Source organism: Escherichia sp. E10V5 (assembly GCF_004212315.1).
Taxonomy (GTDB): Bacteria; Pseudomonadota; Gammaproteobacteria; order Enterobacterales; family Enterobacteriaceae; genus Escherichia.
Genome location: NZ_RHJM01000013.1, coordinates 26,922 through 45,039, shown reverse-complemented (window position 1 = coordinate 45,039; position 18,118 = coordinate 26,922). Strand labels below are relative to the sequence as shown.

Here is an 18,118-nt window from a genome sequence, read left to right as displayed (position 1 = left end):
TTCTTTGACGCTGTAACGGTAACACAGCGGCTTACGAATGTGATCACGCCTGCATTCTCCATTTTTAGCCTACAGGATTGAGAAAAACTTTTGCTATAGTTTAGTAAAATTTTACTCGAAGGGAGGAAGCAATGGAAACCGTGGCTTACGCTGATTTTGCACGTCTGGAAATGCGCGTCGGAAAGATTGTGGAAGTGAAACGCCATGAAAACGCCGACAAGCTGTACATCGTACAGGTTGATGTGGGTGAAAAAACGCTGCAAACCGTGACCAGCCTGGTGCCGTACTACAGCGAAGAAGAGCTGATGGGGAAAACGGTGGTGGTCTTATGCAATCTGCAAAAAGCGAAAATGCGCGGTGAAACGTCGGAATGCATGCTGTTGTGTGCGGAAACCGATGACGGCAGTGAAAGCGTGCTGTTAACGCCGGAGCGGATGATGCCTGCGGGCGTACGTATCGTATAAATAGATCGGATGGCGACGTCGTATCGCCATCCGATTTGATATTACACTTCTTCGACACTTACTCGCATGGCCGCCAGCGCCTTACGCGCCGCTTTGATCACCAGTTCACACTGTTCAATGGTCAGTGTCAGTGGCGGTTCAATGCGGATCGTTTTGGCGTTATTGAGCGTTCCGGCCACCAGTACGCGCTGGCGGAACATCTCGCTGGCAAAGTTATAGCCGATTTCGTTATCAACAAACTCAATCGCCATCAACATCCCTTTACCACGCGCTTCCTGCACCAGATCGGGATATTCCCGCGCCAGTTGACGGAAACCGTCCAGCAACATATCGCCTTTTTGTTCTGCCTGAGCCGGTAAGTTCTGCTCCAGCAACACATTGATGGTCGCCAGCGCCGCCGCACAGGCCAGCGGGTTGCCGCCAAAGGTGGTGGTATGCAGGAACGGGTTGTCGAACAGGACAGAGAACACCTCTTCAGTGGCGATGGTTGCGCCAATCGGCATCACGCCGCCGCCGAGGGCTTTTGCCAGACACAGGATGTCCGGCTGTACGTTCTCATGTTCGCAGGCAAACATCTTGCCCGTGCGCCCCATGCCCGTTTGTACTTCATCGAGGATCATCAGTGCGCCGAACTCATCGCACAGCTTACGCACGGCGGTGAGATAGCCCGGCGGCGGCAGAATTACGCCACCTTCGCCCTGAATCGGTTCGAGGATCACCGCAGCCACATCATCACCGGTTTTTTTGCACTCGTTAAGAGCCGTGCGCATGGCTTCGATATTGCCAAACGGCACATGACGGAACCCTGGCAGCAGTGGCATAAACGGTTTGCGGAAGGTCGATTTCGCCGTGGCCGACAGCGCGCCAAGTGATTTACCGTGGAACGCGCCGCTGGTGGCAATAAAAGTAAACTTGCCGCGCGGTGACTGGTAAGCCTTCGCCAGTTTCAGCGCCGCTTCCACGGACTCGGTGCCGCTATTACAGAAGAAGCTGTATTTCAGTTTACCGGGCGTTAGCGCAGCGAGAGTTTTCGCCAGCATCGCCCGTAACGGATCGAGCAGCTCCTGGCTGTGCAGCGGTTGTTTCGCAAGTTGATTCTGTACGGCGGAAACCACAACTGGATTACGGTGCCCCACGTTGAAAATTCCAAAACCTCCCAGGCAGTCGATAAACTCCTGTCCCTGGGTGTCGACAAGCGTATTTAAACCTCCCGCTTGCCACTCTACGGCTCCGTAATCCCCGCCGGCGGTAACAGATTTGCGATACTCTAAAAACCCCGGATTGACATGCTCTTTGAAGTATTCAATCACTTCTCGGTTAAGTGCTTTCATCTCCTCATGATCCAGCGTTCGCTTCTCAATGAGATTCAGGGCGTGGGCGCTGCACGCTAAAGCCGATGCGCTCGAAGGTAACCTGTTCAAAATATGCTCCGGAGGCTCGCGTATCACATGATACCGATTTAAGTATTGCAGGGATTGCGCCACTCCGGCTGCGATCGCGAAAATCGGGATAAACACAAATCACATTATCATTTGTGTAACATTTAATGCTAAGCGTTAACCATTGTCGTTATTTTGCACGATTTTATCGGGGGGGAATTTTGCTATCGCTGCGCAAATGCACTCTTTCAGGGCAATAAATGCCGGATTTTTGGGCAAGATAATTAACGGCTTCGGATAATAACAGAGTGAAAGTATTTTAAATCAATGGATTAGAGCTTATGCTTAGATCGCAAATTGCGATCTAAATCAAATTAAAGTGCTAAAGATAACCGCGCCGGGGCCGACATAACCTCCGACAAGAAGTTAACAACCATATAACCTGCACAGGACGCGATTATGTCTTCTCATCCGTATGTCACCCAGCAAAATACCCCGCTGGCTGACGATACTACCCTGATGTCCACTACCGATCTGCAAAGCTATATCACCCACGCCAATGATTCTTTTGTACAAGTAAGCGGCTATACCTTGCAGGAGTTACAGGGCCAGCCGCACAAGATGGTGCGTCACCCGGATATGCCAAAAGCGGCGTTTGCTGATATGTGGTACACCCTGAAAAAAGGGGAACCCTGGAGCGGTATCGTGAAAAATCGCCGCAAAAATGGCGACCATTATTGGGTACGTGCGAATGCGGTGCCGATGGTGCGCGAGGGCAAAATTAGTGGCTATATGTCGATTCGCTCCCGGGCGACGGATGAAGAGATCGCGGCGGTAGAGCCGCTGTATAAGGCGCTGAACGCTGGACGTACCAATAAACGTATGCATAAAGGGCTGGTGGTACGTAACGGTTGGTTGGGAAAACTGCCGTCATTACCGCTTCGCTGGCGAGTGCGTGGAGTGATGACACTGATGTTTATCGTGCTGGCGGCCATGCTCTGGTTTGCCGCTGCCCCGGTGGTGACGTATTTCCTCTGTGCGTTAGCGATGTTGTTTGGAAATGCCTGTTTTGAAAGGCAAATTGTACGCCCGATAGAAAATGTCGCCAGCCAGGCACTGAAGGTGGCGACCGGAGAACGTAATAGTGTTGAGCATTTGAATCGCAGCGATGAGCTGGGGCTGACATTACGCGCGGTAGGGCAGCTTGGCCTGATGTGTCGCTGGTTGATTAATGATGTCTCAAGCCAGGTTTCCAGCGTCAGAAACGGTAGTGAGGCGCTGGCAAAAGGCACTGATGAACTGAACGAGCATACTCAGCAGACGGTAGATAATGTCCAGCAAACTGTAGCGACCATGAACCAGATGGCGGCGTCGGTGAAACAGAACTCAGCCACAGCATCGGCTGCCGATAAACTTTCTATCACCGCCAGTAATGCGGCTGTGCAGGGCGGGGAAGCGATGACCACGGTGATCAAGACGATGGACGATATCGCCGACAGTACCCAGCGCATTGGCACCATTACTTCGCTGATTAACGATATTGCGTTTCAGACCAATATTCTCGCCCTGAATGCGGCGGTGGAAGCGGCGCGTGCCGGAGAACAGGGCAAAGGTTTTGCAGTGGTGGCAGGGGAAGTGCGTCATTTAGCCAGCCGCAGCGCCAATGCTGCCAACGATATCCGCAAGCTGATTGATGCCAGTGCTGATAAGGTGCAATCCGGTTCGCAGCAGGTACACGCCGCCGGACGGACGATGGATGATATTGTGGCGCAGGTAAAAAACGTCACGCAGTTGATCGCCCAGATTAGCCATTCAACGCTGGAACAGGCCGATGGGCTTTCCAGCCTGACCCGTGCGGTGGATGAACTTAACCTGATCACGCAGAAAAACGCCGAGTTGGTGGAAGAGAGTGCGCAGGTGTCGGCGATGGTGAAACACCGCGCCAGCCGACTGGAAGACGCGGTGACGGTGCTGCATTAATCGGTATGCCGCATCCGGCGGTTGGAGCACAATGCCTGATGCGATGCTGGCGCATCTTATCAGGCCAACGTGGCGCGTAGGCTGGATAAGGCGTTTATGCCGCATCCGGCAGTTGGCGATTAATCCAGTTGCGTAATATCAAAAGCGGCGCGGTCGATCACCGCAATGATCTTTTTTATCTGCGCGTCGCTGATGTCGCTCTGATTGACGCGTAAATCCAGCACCGCTTTAAAATTATCCAGCGCTCGCTTCATTTGCGGGTTCTGGCGCAGCGCCGCACCAACGCAACGTGCTTTGATGCGTTCTTCAATCATCTCCACCTGTTCGCGGTTTTCTTCCAGCCACTGTGCGCCCTGTTCGGTCAGCGCAATCTGCTTCTTACCACCTTCCTCTTCGCGGATGGTAATCAGTGACTGCTCCTGGAGAAAATCCAGCGTCGGGTAGATGACGCCTGGGCTTGGGGTGTAATTCCCCTGGGTCAGATTCTCAATCGCTTTAATCAACTCGTAACCGTGGCTGTCATCGCGCGAGAGAATATCCAGAATCACCAGACGCAATTCACCGTGACCAAAGAAACGTTGCCGACGACCGCCGCCGCGACGCCCCCCGCAGCATTGACCGTGTTCATGCTGGTGACCGTGTCCGCAGTGCTCGTGTTCTGACTTCTCACCTTTGCAGCAGCCTTCATGGCGTGGCTGGCCTTCATGTTTACAACACCCTTCGTGATGATGGCTCATATCAGCCTCCTTTTGCTTAATTAGATATATCTAATTTATATCTGATGTGAGAATTCTTGCAAGTGTAAAAATGATTTTTGAACGCAGATGTACTCAATATGTCGGCCGGATAAGGCGTTCACGCCGCATCCGGCATTGAGCAATGATGCCTGAGAAGAGGCGGTTCGTCTTATCAGACTATAGATATATCAGTTCTACAAATCGCTTGCATTTATCATGATTAACAATCATTATCATTTGCGAAATTTATTTAGATATATCTGATTACCATCACGAAGGCGATAACAATGAATAACTCTCCCCGCTACCCGCAGCGCGTTCGCAATGATCTGCGCTTCCGTGAACTGACTGTGTTACGCGTTGAGCGCATCAGCGCCGGTTTTCAGCGCATTGTCCTCGGCGGCGAGGCGCTGGACGGCTTTACGTCGCGCGGCTTTGACGATCACAGCAAACTCTTCTTTCCTCAATCTGACGCTCACTTTGTGCCGCCAACAGTAACGGAAGAGGGGATCGTCTGGCCGGAAGGACCACGCGCACCGTCGCGTGACTATACGCCGCTGTATGACGAACAACGCCATGAACTGGCGATCGATTTCTTTATTCACGACGGTGGGGTCGCCAGCGGCTGGGCGATGCAGGCGCAACCGGGTGATAAACTCACGGTGGCAGGACCGCGCGGTTCGCTGGTGGTGCCGGAAGATTACGCGTATCAGCTGTATGTTTGCGATGAGTCCGGGATGCCCGCACTACGCCGCCGCCTGGAAACGTTGAGCAAACTTGCTGCTAAACCGCACGTTACCGCGCTGGTCAGCGTGCGGGATAACGCCTGTCAGGATTATCTCGCGCACCTTGATGGTTTTAATATCGAATGGTTGGCGCATGATGAGCAGGCGGTAGATGCGCGTCTGGCGCAGATGCAAATCCCTGCCGATGATTACTTCATCTGGATAACCGGTGAAGGGAAGGTGGTGAAGAATTTAAGCCGTCGCTTTGAAGCGGAACAGTATGACCCTCAACGGGTACGCGCAGCGGCTTACTGGCACGCGAAGTAACTGATATATGAAAAGAAAAAGGCTGACGATTTCTCGTCAGCCTTTACTGTATTTGGTGGCCCCTGCTGGACTTGAACCAGCGACCAAGCGATTATGAGTCGCCTGCTCTAACCACTGAGCTAAGGGGCCATGGTAGCGGATTATAAAGTAACTCCGTGTCGCAATCCAGCCATTACCGCGCGCCTGCTGTTTTTATAAACAATGTGTTTTCAATTCGTTATACTTTCCCCAGGTTGTGTTGTTCAGGGGTTAATATGGTTGAAGATATTATTGCACCAGGGTTGCGCGTTGTGTTTTGCGGCATCAATCCGGGGCTTTCATCTGCGGATACTGGCTTTCCTTTTGCTCATCCGGCGAACCGTTTCTGGAAGGTGATTTATCAGGCCGGGTTTACTGACAGACAGTTGAAGCCGCAGGAGGCACAGCATCTGCTGGATTATCGTTGTGGCGTCACCAAACTGGTTGACCGTCCAACGGTGCAAGCTAATGAAGTTTCAAAGCAGGAGCTGCACGCAGGCGGGCGTAAGTTGATTGAAAAAATTGAAGATTATCAGCCTCAGGCGTTGGCGATTTTGGGCAAACAGGCCTATGAGCAGGGATTCAGCCAGCGCGGCGCACAGTGGGGGAAACAAACGCTCACTATTGGTTCGACGCAGATCTGGGTACTGCCAAATCCCAGCGGTTTAAGTCGAGTTTCTCTGGAAAAGCTGGTGGAGGCGTATCGGGAACTGGATCAGGCACTGGTGGTGCGTGGGCGATAAAAAACGCCACCGAAAAGGTGGCGTTTGTGCAAAGGGACAAGTGCCGGATGTGGCGTAAACGCCTTATCCGGCTACCGATTAATCGTCCAGGAAGCTACGCAGTACTTCAGAACGGCTCGGGTGACGCAGTTTACGCAGCGCCTTCGCTTCGATCTGACGGATACGTTCGCGGGTAACGTCGAACTGTTTACCCACTTCTTCCAGCGTATGGTCGGTGTTCATGTCGATACCGAAACGCATACGCAGAACTTTCGCTTCACGCGCGGTCAGGCCAGCCAGCACGTCGTGTGTTGCCGCACGCAGGCTTTCGGTGGTCGCAGAATCCAGCGGCAGCTCGAGGGTGGTATCCTCGATGAAATCCCCCAGATGCGAATCTTCATCATCACCGATCGGCGTTTCCATGGAGATTGGCTCTTTGGCGATCTTCAGCACTTTGCGGATCTTATCTTCCGGCATCAGCATACGTTCAGCCAGTTCTTCCGGCGTCGGCTCGCGGCCCATCTCTTGCAGCATCTGGCGAGAAATACGGTTGAGCTTGTTGATAGTCTCAATCATATGCACCGGAATACGAATGGTGCGCGCCTGATCCGCGATAGAGCGGGTGATCGCCTGACGGATCCACCAGGTTGCGTAGGTGGAGAACTTGTAACCACGGCGGTATTCGAACTTATCAACCGCTTTCATCAGGCCGATGTTACCTTCCTGAATCAGGTCAAGGAACTGCAAACCACGGTTGGTGTATTTCTTGGCGATAGAAATAACCAGACGTAAGTTCGCTTCAACCATCTCTTTCTTCGCACGGCGGGCTTTCGCTTCACCGATGGACATGCGACGGTTGATATCTTTAACCTGCTCAATGGTCAGGCCGGTTTCTTCTTCAATCTGTTGCAGTTTCTGCAGGGCGCGATGTACTTCTTCAGAGACATCGTGCAGTTTTTCCGACCACGGCTTATTCATCGCAATTGCCGCATTGAACCAGGTATCGCTGGTTTCATTGCCGGTAAACAGGGTGATGAAGTTTTTCTTCGGCATTTTGCACTGCTCAACGCAGAGCTTCATGATCAGACGTTCTTGCGTACGAACGCGGTCCATCATGACGCGCATGCTGTTGACCAGGTAGTCAAACTGCTTCGGCACCAGGCGGAACTGTTTGAACACTTCAGACAGTTTCAGGATCTCTTCCTGAGCGGCTGCATGGCTACGGCCTTTCGCTTTGATGGTGTCACGCGTTACAACGTACTGAGCGCGCAGTTCCGCAAATTTTTCACGAGCCAGTTCCGGGTCGATGCTGTTGTCATCGTCGGCGGTATCGTCGTCACCATCTTCTTCGTCTTCATCTTCGTCATCGTCCAGATCTTCCTGGGAAAGCTCAGAGCCGACGTGAGTGGCGGTTGGTGCCAGATCTTCTTCTGCGTTCGGGTCAACAAAGCCGGTGATCAGATCGGACAGACGCGCTTCTTCTGCTTCCACACGATCGTACTGTTCCAGCAGATAGGTGATCGCTTCCGGGTATTCAGCAACGGAGCATTGAACTTGGTTGATCCCGTCTTCAATACGTTTAGCGATGTCAATTTCGCCTTCGCGGGTCAACAGTTCAACGGTGCCCATTTCACGCATGTACATGCGTACCGGGTCAGTCGTGCGCCCGATTTCAGATTCCACGCTGGAAAGCACCTGCGCGGCGGCTTCGGCAGCATCTTCGTCCGCGGTGTTTTCAGCCAGCATCAGATCATCGGCATCCGGTGCTTCTTCCATCACCTGAATGCCCATGTCGTTGATCATTTGGATGATGTCTTCGATCTGATCTGAATCGACGATATCTTCCGGCAGATGGTCATTGACCTCGGCATAGGTCAGATAGCCTTGCTCCTTACCACGGGTGACAAGAAGTTTCAGCTGTGACTGCGGGTTTTGCTCCATAAGACGGTATCCACACTTATTTCATGAGGTTGGTGTTGGGCGATTGACCCGATGTCCTTCAGGTGTTAACGCTGAAATCCAACGGCTGTTTACCGCCAACGATAATTACGAGGGCGTACTTATATATTTGCCGCTGCCTCTCAGTGCGGCTGTCGGGGGCTTCCCGATCGCTATTCGGCACTTAAGCCGTTAAATCACTTTTTCGCCAGTTCCTGGTTCAATGTCCAGAGTTCCAGGCGTTCTTCGTTGCTTAAACCATGCGTGCGCTCACGAGCGATTAACTCTTCTTGACGCAGTTCAAGCAGCGAATCAAACATATGGTTGAGTGAGTCGGTGAAGGTTTGCTCAGCAATATTCTTATCTGCTATATCGTCCCACATCGACAGTTTTTCAAGGGTGGCAGCATTATTTGTACCACGATAGTGCTCTAAAAGTTGCCCGGTGGTCAGACCTGGCTGAGAGAGACAAGTGTTGACCAGTTCTCTGAATAAGCCAAGTCCAGGGAGCTTATTTTCATCCAGATTCTCAAGCGGCGGGACCAACGTCGCTAATTCTGGATTTTGCACCAGCAACCCTATAAGTATACGCATGGTCGTGCGTTTTAGCTGCGGAACAGGACGAGAAACGCCGCTCTCTGCCGCTTTTGGCATTAATCGTTCAAGCTGGCTGTCATCAAGTATGCCTAACTTATTGCCTAATTCCTGACGAAGATATATTCGCAGCGTTTCGCCCGGCACCTGCGATATCAATGGCAGTGCCAGCGTACTCAAACGCGCGCGCCCGTCTGGGGTGCTCAGATCAACTTGCGGCATCAGGCTGTTAAACAGAAATGCGGAGAGCGGCATCGCCTGCTCCATCCGCGCTTCAAACGCCTCTTTACCTTCTTTGCGCACCAGCGTGTCAGGGTCCTCGCCATCAGGCAAAAACATAAAACGTAGCTGACGACCGTCTGTCATGTAAGGCAGCGCCGTTTCCAGCGCTCGCCAGGCGGCATCGCGACCTGCGCGGTCGCCGTCATAACAGCAAATGACATTGTTGGTTGCGCGGAACAACAGCTGTATGTGATCGGCAGTGGTTGACGTACCCAGCGACGCAACGGCGTAATTAATGCCGTATTGCGCCAGCGCCACTACGTCCATATAGCCTTCGACCACAAGCAGACGATTGGGTTCAGCGTTATCCTGTTGCGCTTCATAAAGACCGTAAAGCTGGCGGCCTTTATGGAAAATATCAGTTTCCGGCGAGTTCAGGTACTTGGGGGTATCGTTGCCCAGCACGCGCCCGCCAAAACCAATCACCCGACCGCGTTTATCGCGAATGGGGAACATCACCCGCTCGCGGAAACGATCGTAACTGCGACCCTGATCGTTAGTGACCAACATACCCGCATCAATCAATGACTGACGATTTTCTGGATTGCCACCAAACCGTTTCAGGACGTTGTCCCAGCCGGGGGGCGCAAAACCAATCGCAAAGCGGGCGATAACCTCGTGGCTTAATCCGCGTTTTTCCAGATACTGGCGCGCAGACGTGGCAACAGGTTGCTGTAAAGATTGTTGGTAAAACGTATTCAGACCGTCCATCAACTGATAAAGCGTTTGCCGTTGATGGCGCTCGATCTGGCTGGGGCCGCTGCCTGCTTCAAATGGCACTTCAAGATTGTGCATTGCCGCCAGCTCTTCGACCGTTTCGACGAATTCGAGCTTGTCGTAGTTCATCAGGAAGTCGATCGCGTTGCCGTGCGCGCCACATCCAAAGCAGTGGTAAAACTGTTTCTCACCGTTAACGGTGAATGACGGGGTTTTCTCGTTGTGGAATGGACAACACGCGTGGAAATTCTTGCCCTGCTTTTTCAGCTTCACACGGGCATCGATCAGATCGACGATGTCGGTGCGTGCCAGCAGATCATTAATGAATACGCGTGGGATTCGTCCAGCCATAGGCCCCGATTTTTAGCAATTCATAAACGAAAATAAGCCGCGCATTCCTTTCGGAAGCACGGCCTTACAACTACAACTCGGTCTGATCGGAGAGCAACGCTCTCGAGGAATTAGTACAGACGAGTGCGGCGTGCGTTTTCGCGAGCCAGTTTCTTTGCGTGACGTTTCACTGCAGAAGCTTTAGCGCGCTTACGTTCGGTAGTCGGTTTTTCATAGAACTCACGACGACGAACTTCCGCCAGAACACCTGCTTTTTCACAGGAACGCTTGAAGCGACGCAGAGCTACGTCGAACGGCTCGTTTTCACGTACTTTAATTACCGGCATGTGCCTCTCACCTTTGATTAATTCGGTTTGCCGCTGGCATCAACGCCAGCTTATTTCAAAATGGTGCGGAATTTTACTGCAATTGCTGCTGCTTTGTAAAGCACCGCGGCCTCTTTTGAAAGGGACTTTTATAAGGGTGGGGAGTATACACGAGGCTTTATCCAGGGGCGAACAAAGTTTTACATCAACCCGCATTGGTCCTACACTGCGCGGTAATAAAGCGAGGTAAAACAAGTCATGCGTGTACTGGGTATTGAAACTTCCTGCGATGAAACTGGCATCGCCATTTACGACGATGAAAAAGGTTTGTTAGCCAACCAATTGTATAGTCAGGTGAAATTGCACGCTGACTACGGCGGCGTCGTGCCTGAACTGGCTTCCCGCGATCACGTGCGTAAAACCGTACCGTTGATCCAGGCAGCGCTGAAGGAGTCTGGTTTAACGGCAAAAGACATTGACGCTGTGGCCTATACCGCAGGTCCTGGATTAGTCGGCGCGCTGCTGGTTGGCGCGACCGTGGGGCGTTCTCTGGCGTTTGCCTGGGACGTTCCGGCGATCCCGGTACACCATATGGAAGGACATCTGTTAGCGCCGATGCTGGAAGATAACCCACCGGAATTTCCGTTTGTGGCGCTACTGGTTTCCGGCGGTCATACGCAGTTAATCAGCGTGACTGGCATTGGTCAGTACGAGCTGCTCGGTGAGTCTATCGATGATGCTGCTGGTGAAGCGTTTGATAAAACTGCAAAGCTGCTGGGGCTGGATTATCCTGGCGGGCCGTTACTGTCGAAAATGGCGGCTCAGGGTACTGCCGGGCGCTTTGTCTTCCCGCGCCCGATGACCGACCGTCCGGGGCTGGATTTCAGCTTCTCTGGCCTGAAAACCTTCGCCGCGAACACGATTCGTGACAACGGCACCGACGACCAGACGCGTGCTGATATCGCCCGCGCCTTTGAAGATGCGGTGGTCGATACGTTGATGATTAAGTGTAAGCGTGCGTTGGATCAGACGGGCTTTAAGCGACTGGTAATGGCAGGCGGCGTGAGTGCTAACCGCACGCTGCGGGCGAAACTGGCGGAAATGATGAAAAAACGCCGTGGCGAAGTGTTCTACGCGCGTCCAGAATTTTGTACTGATAACGGCGCGATGATCGCCTATGCCGGAATGGTGCGGTTTAAAGCAGGCGCGACGGCGGATCTCGGCGTTAGTGTGCGCCCGCGCTGGCCGCTGGCGGAGTTACCGGCTGCGTAAAACTATCAGGTGCCGGATAGTCTCTTCCGGCACCTTCCTTTCTTAAAGCAACACCACGGGCATCCACAGCAAGCCGGTAATCACCAGCAACACGAGGAATATCAGCCCAAAAATCGCCCCCAGTCGCCAGTAATCCACCGTTGGCAGATAACCACTACCGTAGTAAATCGGGCTGGGTCCGGTGGCGTATGGTGTAAGAATGCTCCCCAGACCAATTGCCGCGCCAACCATCAGGCAGAACACCGGCAGCGGGATTCCCGGCATCGCCAGCGCGGCGGCAATCATCATCGGTGCGAGGGCGGAGGTATACGCCGTGGCGCTGGCAAAAAAGTAGCGCAGCAGATAAAAGACCACAATCAACGCCACCATCACTATCGTCGGCGAATAACCACTTAAGCTGCCTGCTAACAGTTTGCCAAACCAGCTAATAAAACCGGTGTTGTTGAGTCCGGTGGCAAGGGTGATGAGTGATGCCAGCCAGAAGAAAACGTTCCACGCCGCTTTATTACTGACAATATCGTCCCAGCAGATAATGCGCAGAAGCAGCATCAGTGCCACTACGCTGTAACCGACCATCGCGGCATCGATATAATCACCGCCAAAAATCCACAGCACCAGCGCGCCCACCATCAGCCCCAGCATCCGTTTTTCACGCGAACAGAGCGGGCCCATTGCCTGCAGTTCCGTCTCTGCCCAGCGCGGCACCTGATCGCCAGACTTCAATACCGGCGGGTACAGTACGTAAGCCAGCCAGGGAACCAGCAGAACCAGTAAAATACTGAGCGGCAACATCCCGAGGAACCAGTCGCCCCAACTCAGCGTGGCGTGAGATGCGCTTTTCATCAGTCCAATTAACAGCAAGTTTGGTGCCATCGCCGTCAGGAAAATGGCGCTGGTCACGCAGTCGGCAACAATCCCCATCCACATGATGTACGAGCCAATACTGCGCGAACTGCTGTCGTTCGGCCGTGATTGATAGAGCGGCGGCAGGTTACGGATGATGGGATAGATAATCCCCGCACCGCGCGCCGAGTTGGACGGTGTTACAGGTGCCAGGATCAGCTCGGAGAACATCACCGCATAGCCGAGAAACAGTGTGCGATGCCCCATCTTTTTCACCAGAATCAGCGCGATGCGACGTCCAAGACCGGTTTTTTCATAGCCAGTGCCAAACATAAAGGCGGCGAAAATCAGCCAGATAACCGAATTAGAAAAACCAGAAACCGCCCAGGAAAGAGATTTGGCGGTGAATTTAAAACCTGGCTGGGCGAGCTGCTCCGGGCTGAACAGCAGCTAGGGAGAGAGAATGGCGATGATGGAGATACCCACCATCGCCACCACGGCACCCGGCACGGGTTCGAGGATCAGCCCAACGATCACGCCAGTAAAAACGGCAAAGTAGAGCCAGGTATGGCTCTCCAGCCCTGCGGGAACCGGAATTAGAGCAATAATGGCGATGACCGCCAGCGGCGCAAGGTATCGCCACCATTCAGTGGAAGGTTTCATCGTGTTATGCCTGCGAAAAAGGAGAGGGGGCGAGCCTCTCCGTGAGGGTTATTTGATGTAATGGACGTGCTCGCAGATCTCTTCCACGATGGGCTCGCGGCGTTCGGCGAACAGCTTTTTGTTTTCGGCTATCAGGTTGTTTCCGTGGGTATCTATAGAGACAATCAGCGGGCCGAACTCTTTGACCCGGCAGACCCACAACGACTCCGGCATCCCGAGTTCTGTCCAGTGCACCTCTTCAATTTCTTCCACCTGAGTTGCTGCCAGCACCGCGCAGCCAGCCGGGAAAATCACATGCAGCGCCTTGAATTTCTGACAGCCCTCTTCGGTCAGCGGCCCCATTCCGCCTTTGCCAACCACCAGTTTCACGCCGGTCTGCTCGATAAACTCACGTTCAAAACTTTCCATACGCATACTGGTTGTCGGGCCAACGGACACCATCTCCCATTTGTCGCCGTTTTTGCGCACGATGGGGCCAGCGTGGAAAATCGCTTTGCCGTTGAGATCGTAAGGGATCGGACGTTTCAGTTCGATCAAGCGGCGGTGACAAACGTCACGGCAGGTCACCAGTGTACCGGTCAGGTAGATCACATCGCCGACGCGAATATCTTGCAGATCTTCAGCTTTGATCGGGGTTGTCAGGATCTTTTTCATAACGCGCTCCGGGTGTGAGACAGATTTTCAAAGGTGAGATCGGCATGAACCAGCAGTGTGCCGCGACGATGCGCCCAGCAGCCTGTAGAAACAGCAACGCCGATGGTTGACGGATGGCGGGCGGCAGATTCGATATGTACCCCCATCACTGAACTGTTGCCAGTCAGCCCTTGTGGACCAATCCCCAGACGGTTGAGTCCTTCTTCCAGGCGTACCTCCAGCTCTGCCGCTTTTGGATTAGGATGGCGGCTGCCAATCGGGCGCAAAATGGCTTTACGCGAGAGCACGGCGGCGGTTTCCACTGAGGTGGCGATGCCCACGCCTACCAGTACTGGCGGACAGGCGTTTACAGCGAGAGTAGAGATATTTTCAAAGACGAATTTCACTACGCCTTCGTAGCCTTCCGAAGGCATTAATACTTTCGAGCGACCAGGCAGTGTGCAGCCGCCGCCAGCCATGTAAACTTCGATTTCCGCATCGTCACCGTCGGGAATGATGTCCCAGGTAACCCACGGTACGCCGCTGCCGGTATTTTTGCCGGTGTTCACTTCGTCAAAAATTTCCACCGCGTTGTGGCGCAGTGGCGCTTTGACGGTTGCTTCTTCCACAGCTTGCTTAAGAATGCTTCGCAGCTCGCCAAGCAGCGGGAAACGGGAACCGACTTTAACGAAGAACATAATCTCCCCGGTGTCCTGACAGGCAGGACGATTCAGGTCGATCGCTTTTTGCATGTTGTCGAACATCGTGTGGTAGATGATTTTTCCCATCGACGATGTTTCGGCATCCTTTAGCTGTTTTAGTTTATCCACCACGTCATCAGGCATCCGGGTAGATATCATAGCGGTAAAGTTAGCGACAATATCCGTCAGCTTATTCACTGCCTGTTGCTTATTACTTTCGCTCATCATGGCAACTCCAGTTTCTGTATTTGTCTGGAAAAATTCACCGTCACAAACTACCACTAAAAATGTGGTTTTATATTTTTTGCCGCCGTGAATATGTAATTAACAGTTCGTTAATCAACACGAAAATAAGAACGAATATTGCGCCAGAGCAGGGAATGGCAATGTTTTGCGAAATACACTGCGTTTATCAAAACTGCGGATATTTAACAATGCTAAATAGCTGGCCTTTAGCCAAAGACTTGCAGGTACTGGTGGAAATCGTCCATAGCGGGAGTTTTAGCGCCGCTGCGGCAACGCTTGGGCAAACGCCTGCATTTGTCACCAAGCGGATCCAAATCCTTGAAAATACGCTGGCAACCACACTGCTGAACCGCTCTGCCCGAGGCGTGGCACTGACTGAAAGTGGCCAACGTTGTTACGAACATGCGCTGGAAATCCTCACCCAATATCAGCGACTGGTCGATGACGTCACGCAAATCAAAACGCGCCCGGAGGGGATGATTCGTATTGGTTGCAGCTTTGGCTTTGGGCGCAGTTATATTGCGCCAGCCATTACCGAACTGATGCGCAATTACCCTGAATTACAGGTGCATTTTGAATTGTTCGATCGGCAAATTGATTTAGTGCAGGATAATATTGATCTTGATATTCGTATTAATGATGACATTCCTGATTATTATATCGCGCATCTGTTAACGAAAAATAAAAGAATATTATGCGCCGCACCTGAGTATCTGAAAAAATATTCCCCGCCACAATCATTACAGGAATTAAGTCGCCATGACTGTCTGGTGACTAAAGAGCGTGACATGACCCACGGAATATGGGAGTTAGGGAACGGTCAGGAGAAAAAGTCGGTGAAGGTTAGTGGGCATCTTTCCTCCAACAGCGGCGAGATTGTGCTGCAATGGGCGCTGGAGGGCAAAGGGATTATGCTGCGTTCCGAGTGGGATGTTTTGCCGTTTCTGGAGAGTGGCAAACTGGTGCGAGTATTGCCGGAGTATGCACAAAGCGCCAATATCTGGGCTGTTTACCGGGAGCCGCTCTATCGCAGCATGAAATTACGTGTCTGCGTGGAATTTTTGGCGGCGTGGTGCCAGCAACGGCTGGGTAAACCTGACGAGGGCTATCAGGTTATGTAGGCTCGTCATAAATCACTCGGGATCTTTTTCACGCTTTCTTTTGAATTTCGTCCAGATTTTTGTCTCCTGGTGACGCCACAGACGCTGGATGTTGTCATGATGACGCAGCAGGATCAGGCAAGAGAGCATCGAAACCGGGAAGGTGAATTGAGGCTTGAACCACCAGACATAAAACGGAGCAATCAGCGCGCTGACAATCGCCCCCAGCGACGAATATCCACTCAATAGCACGGTAAGCAGCCAAGTCCCCGCCATTACGCCCGTTAAATCCCAGCCGATCGGAGCAATAGCGCCAAAAGCGGTGGCAACGCCTTTTCCCCCTTTAAAACCGAAGAAAACGGGCCAGATGTGTCCAAGACAGGCGGCAATCGCAATTAATCCCAGCCAAAATGGGCTGACGCCTAATTCATATGCTCCCCAGACAGGCAACATACCTTTTAGAACGTCAAAGATCAGCACTGCTACGGCTGCTCCTTTGCCACCCATGCGTAAAACGTTGGTCGCGCCAGGATTACCGGAGCCGCTGGTTCGCGGGTCGGGCAAGCCACAAAGGCGGCAAACCAGAATGGCACTGGAAATGGAGCCGCAGAGGTACGCGATGAGGATCATTCCAGGCGCGATTGCACTCATAAGCTGTTCCGTTTTGAAAATTCGTGTTCAACGATGAATCTGTGGATAATACGCACATTTCGCCGGAAGTGGTATCCGGTTAGCCAAAAAGCAGGCAGGACGTGATGGATATTGTATTTATAGAGCAACTTTCGGTAATCACCACTATTGGTGTTTACGACTGGGAACAGACCATCGAACAGAAGCTGGTGTTCGATATCGAAATGGCGTGGGATAACCGTAAAGCGGCGAAAAGTGATGATGTGGCGGATTGCCTCAGTTACGCTGACATTGCAGAAACGATAGTCAGCCACGTCGAGGGGGCGCGTTTTGCACTGGTGGAACGCGTGGCGGAAGAAGTGGCGGAACTGCTGTTAACTCGCTTTAATTCGCCGTGGGTTCGCATCAAACTTAGCAAGCCAGGCGCAGTGGCGCGGGCGGCGAATGTTGGCGTAATCATTGAGCGTGGCAATAATCTGAAAGAAAATAATTAATTTTACAGCTGTTAAACCAAACGGTTATATCCTGGTCATACTGCAGTAGTTCGGACAAGCGGTACATTTTAATAATTTAGGGGTTTATTGATGAGCGATATGCACTCGCTGCTGATAGCGGCAATATTGGGTGTGGTCGAAGGATTGACAGAATTTCTGCCGGTATCCAGCACGGGCCATATGATTATTGTCGGTCACTTGTTGGGGTTTGAGGGCGACACGGCGAAAACCTTTGAAGTCGTGATCCAGTTAGGATCAATTCTGGCGGTAGTAGTGATGTTCTGGCGGCGTCTGTTTGGTCTGATTGGCATTCACTTTGGACGCCCGTTGCAGCACGAAGGAGAAAGCAAAGGTCGTTTAACGCTGATCCACATTTTGCTGGGGATGATCCCAGCGGTGGTGCTGGGACTGTTGTTCCACGACATGATTAAATCATTGTTTAACCCGATAAATGTCATGTATGCGCTGGTTGTCGGCGGTTTGTTGCTGATTGCCGCCGAATGCCTGAAGCCGAAAGAGCCGCGTGCGCCGGGTCTGGATGATATGACCTATCGCCAGGCGTTTATGATTGGCTGCTTCCAGTGTTTGGCGCTGTGGCCAGGATTCTCTCGCTCCGGGGCGACCATTTCAGGTGGGATGCTGATCGGGGTGAGCCGTTACGCGGCTTCTGAGTTCTCGTTCCTGCTGGCGGTGCCGATGATGATGGGCGCAACGGCGCTTGATCTCTACAAAAGCTGGGGCTTCCTGACAACCGGCGATATCCCGATGTTTGCTGTTGGGTTTATCACTGCCTTCGTAGTGGCGCTGATAGCGATTAAAACCTTCCTGCAATTAATTAAGCGGATTTCGTTTATCCCATTCGCCATTTATCGCTTTATTGTGGCGGCTGCGGTGTACGTAGTGTTCTTTTGATGTGAAGAATAGTGTCGGATGCCTGGAATTGTCCACGATTGCGTAGATTGCGTAGGCCGGATAAGGCGTTCACGTCGCATCCGGCA

At 52.5% G+C, this 18,118-nt stretch carries 16 protein-coding genes, 1 tRNA gene and 1 pseudogene; 8 read left to right on the top strand and 10 right to left on the bottom strand.

All coding sequences use genetic code 11. The features are described from left to right. Positions 1-131: 131 nt before the first annotated feature. Positions 132-464, top strand: a complete 333-nt coding sequence (locus D9738_RS10215; protein ID WP_000450588.1) for a tRNA-binding protein — start codon at positions 132-134, stop codon at positions 462-464. A gap of 41 nt (positions 465-505) precedes the next feature. Here the strand turns inward: D9738_RS10215 and ygjG are convergent, their stop codons facing one another. Continuing rightward, positions 506-1,885, bottom strand: a complete 1,380-nt coding sequence (gene ygjG / locus D9738_RS10210) for a putrescine aminotransferase (protein ID WP_130210422.1) — start codon at positions 1,883-1,885, stop codon at positions 506-508. A 417-nt stretch (positions 1,886-2,302) separates the two neighbouring features. On the opposite strand from ygjG, the gene aer reads away from it, so the two are divergent. Further along, positions 2,303-3,823, top strand: coding sequence for an aerotaxis sensor receptor Aer (gene aer, locus D9738_RS10205; protein WP_130260141.1), 1,521 nt, complete (start codon positions 2,303-2,305; stop codon positions 3,821-3,823). A gap of 119 nt (positions 3,824-3,942) precedes the next feature. Here the strand turns inward: aer and nfeR are convergent, their stop codons facing one another. Continuing rightward, a complete protein-coding gene (gene nfeR, locus D9738_RS10200; protein WP_130260140.1) occupies positions 3,943-4,560 on the bottom strand; it encodes a DNA-binding transcriptional regulator NfeR in 618 nt (205 codons plus the stop codon). A 287-nt stretch (positions 4,561-4,847) separates the two neighbouring features. Between nfeR and nfeF the strand changes: the two genes are divergently transcribed. Continuing rightward, positions 4,848-5,612, top strand: a complete 765-nt coding sequence (gene nfeF, locus D9738_RS10195) for an NADPH-dependent ferric chelate reductase NfeF (RefSeq protein WP_130260139.1) — start codon at positions 4,848-4,850, stop codon at positions 5,610-5,612. A gap of 53 nt (positions 5,613-5,665) precedes the next feature. On the opposite strand, the gene D9738_RS10190 is transcribed toward nfeF, so the two are convergent. Next, positions 5,666-5,741 (bottom strand) — tRNA-Ile (locus D9738_RS10190). 125 nt (positions 5,742-5,866) lie between these two features. Between D9738_RS10190 and mug the strand changes: the two genes are divergently transcribed. Further along, positions 5,867-6,373 (top strand): G/U mismatch-specific DNA glycosylase, encoded by a 507-nt coding sequence (gene mug, locus D9738_RS10185; RefSeq protein WP_130260138.1) that lies wholly within the window; start codon positions 5,867-5,869, stop codon positions 6,371-6,373. Between the two features lie 78 nt (positions 6,374-6,451). Here mug and rpoD read toward each other — a convergent pair whose 3' ends face one another. From rpoD to rpsU, 3 genes are all read right to left on the bottom strand, one after another. Then, positions 6,452-8,293, bottom strand: coding sequence for an RNA polymerase sigma factor RpoD (gene rpoD / locus D9738_RS10180; RefSeq protein WP_064529606.1), 1,842 nt, complete (start codon positions 8,291-8,293; stop codon positions 6,452-6,454). A gap of 194 nt (positions 8,294-8,487) precedes the next feature. Further along, complete coding sequence (dnaG, locus tag D9738_RS10175; RefSeq protein ID WP_000918827.1) at positions 8,488-10,233, bottom strand: DNA primase; 1,746 nt, start codon at positions 10,231-10,233, stop codon at positions 8,488-8,490. A gap of 110 nt (positions 10,234-10,343) precedes the next feature. After that, positions 10,344-10,559: a 30S ribosomal protein S21 gene (gene rpsU / locus D9738_RS10170; RefSeq protein ID WP_001144069.1), complete on the bottom strand. Its 216-nt coding sequence runs from the start codon at positions 10,557-10,559 to the stop codon at positions 10,344-10,346. A 237-nt stretch (positions 10,560-10,796) separates the two neighbouring features. Between rpsU and tsaD the strand changes: the two genes are divergently transcribed. Beyond that, the gene (tsaD, locus tag D9738_RS10165) at positions 10,797-11,810 is read left to right on the top strand and encodes a tRNA (adenosine(37)-N6)-threonylcarbamoyltransferase complex transferase subunit TsaD (RefSeq protein ID WP_001264352.1); all 1,014 of its coding nucleotides are present in this window, start codon (positions 10,797-10,799) and stop codon (positions 11,808-11,810) included. Between the two features lie 42 nt (positions 11,811-11,852). Here the strand turns inward: tsaD and ttdT are convergent. The 3 genes and pseudogenes from ttdT to ttdA all read right to left on the bottom strand — a co-directional run bounded on the left by ttdT (position 11,853) and on the right by ttdA (position 14,878). Further along, positions 11,853-13,316: pseudogene (ttdT, locus tag D9738_RS10160) on the bottom strand (L-tartrate/succinate antiporter). A 48-nt stretch (positions 13,317-13,364) separates the two neighbouring features. After that, on the bottom strand, positions 13,365-13,970 hold the full coding sequence (gene ttdB, locus D9738_RS10155; RefSeq protein WP_021559517.1) for a L(+)-tartrate dehydratase subunit beta: 606 nt from the start codon (positions 13,968-13,970) through the stop codon (positions 13,365-13,367). Beyond that, a complete protein-coding gene (gene ttdA, locus D9738_RS10150; RefSeq protein ID WP_130210438.1) occupies positions 13,967-14,878 on the bottom strand; it encodes a L(+)-tartrate dehydratase subunit alpha in 912 nt (303 codons plus the stop codon). Before ttdA ends, ttdB begins: the two co-directional genes overlap by 4 nt. A 206-nt stretch (positions 14,879-15,084) precedes the next feature. On the opposite strand from ttdA, the gene ttdR reads away from it, so the two are divergent. Continuing rightward, entirely contained in the window at positions 15,085-16,017 is a 933-nt protein-coding gene (gene ttdR, locus D9738_RS10145) for an L-tartrate utilization transcriptional activator TtdR (RefSeq protein WP_130260137.1), read from the top strand. A gap of 12 nt (positions 16,018-16,029) precedes the next feature. Here ttdR and plsY read toward each other — a convergent pair whose 3' ends face one another. Further along, positions 16,030-16,647, bottom strand: a complete 618-nt coding sequence (gene plsY, locus D9738_RS10140) for a glycerol-3-phosphate 1-O-acyltransferase PlsY (RefSeq protein WP_130210442.1) — start codon at positions 16,645-16,647, stop codon at positions 16,030-16,032. 104 nt (positions 16,648-16,751) lie between these two features. On the opposite strand from plsY, the gene folB reads away from it, so the two are divergent. Together folB and bacA are read left to right on the top strand one after the other, a co-directional pair. After that, complete coding sequence (folB, locus tag D9738_RS10135; protein WP_130260136.1) at positions 16,752-17,120, top strand: bifunctional dihydroneopterin aldolase/7,8-dihydroneopterin epimerase; 369 nt, start codon at positions 16,752-16,754, stop codon at positions 17,118-17,120. A 90-nt stretch (positions 17,121-17,210) separates the two neighbouring features. Continuing rightward, complete coding sequence (bacA, locus tag D9738_RS10130) at positions 17,211-18,032, top strand: undecaprenyl-diphosphate phosphatase (protein WP_130260135.1); 822 nt, start codon at positions 17,211-17,213, stop codon at positions 18,030-18,032. The last annotated feature ends 86 nt before the right edge of the window (positions 18,033-18,118 follow it).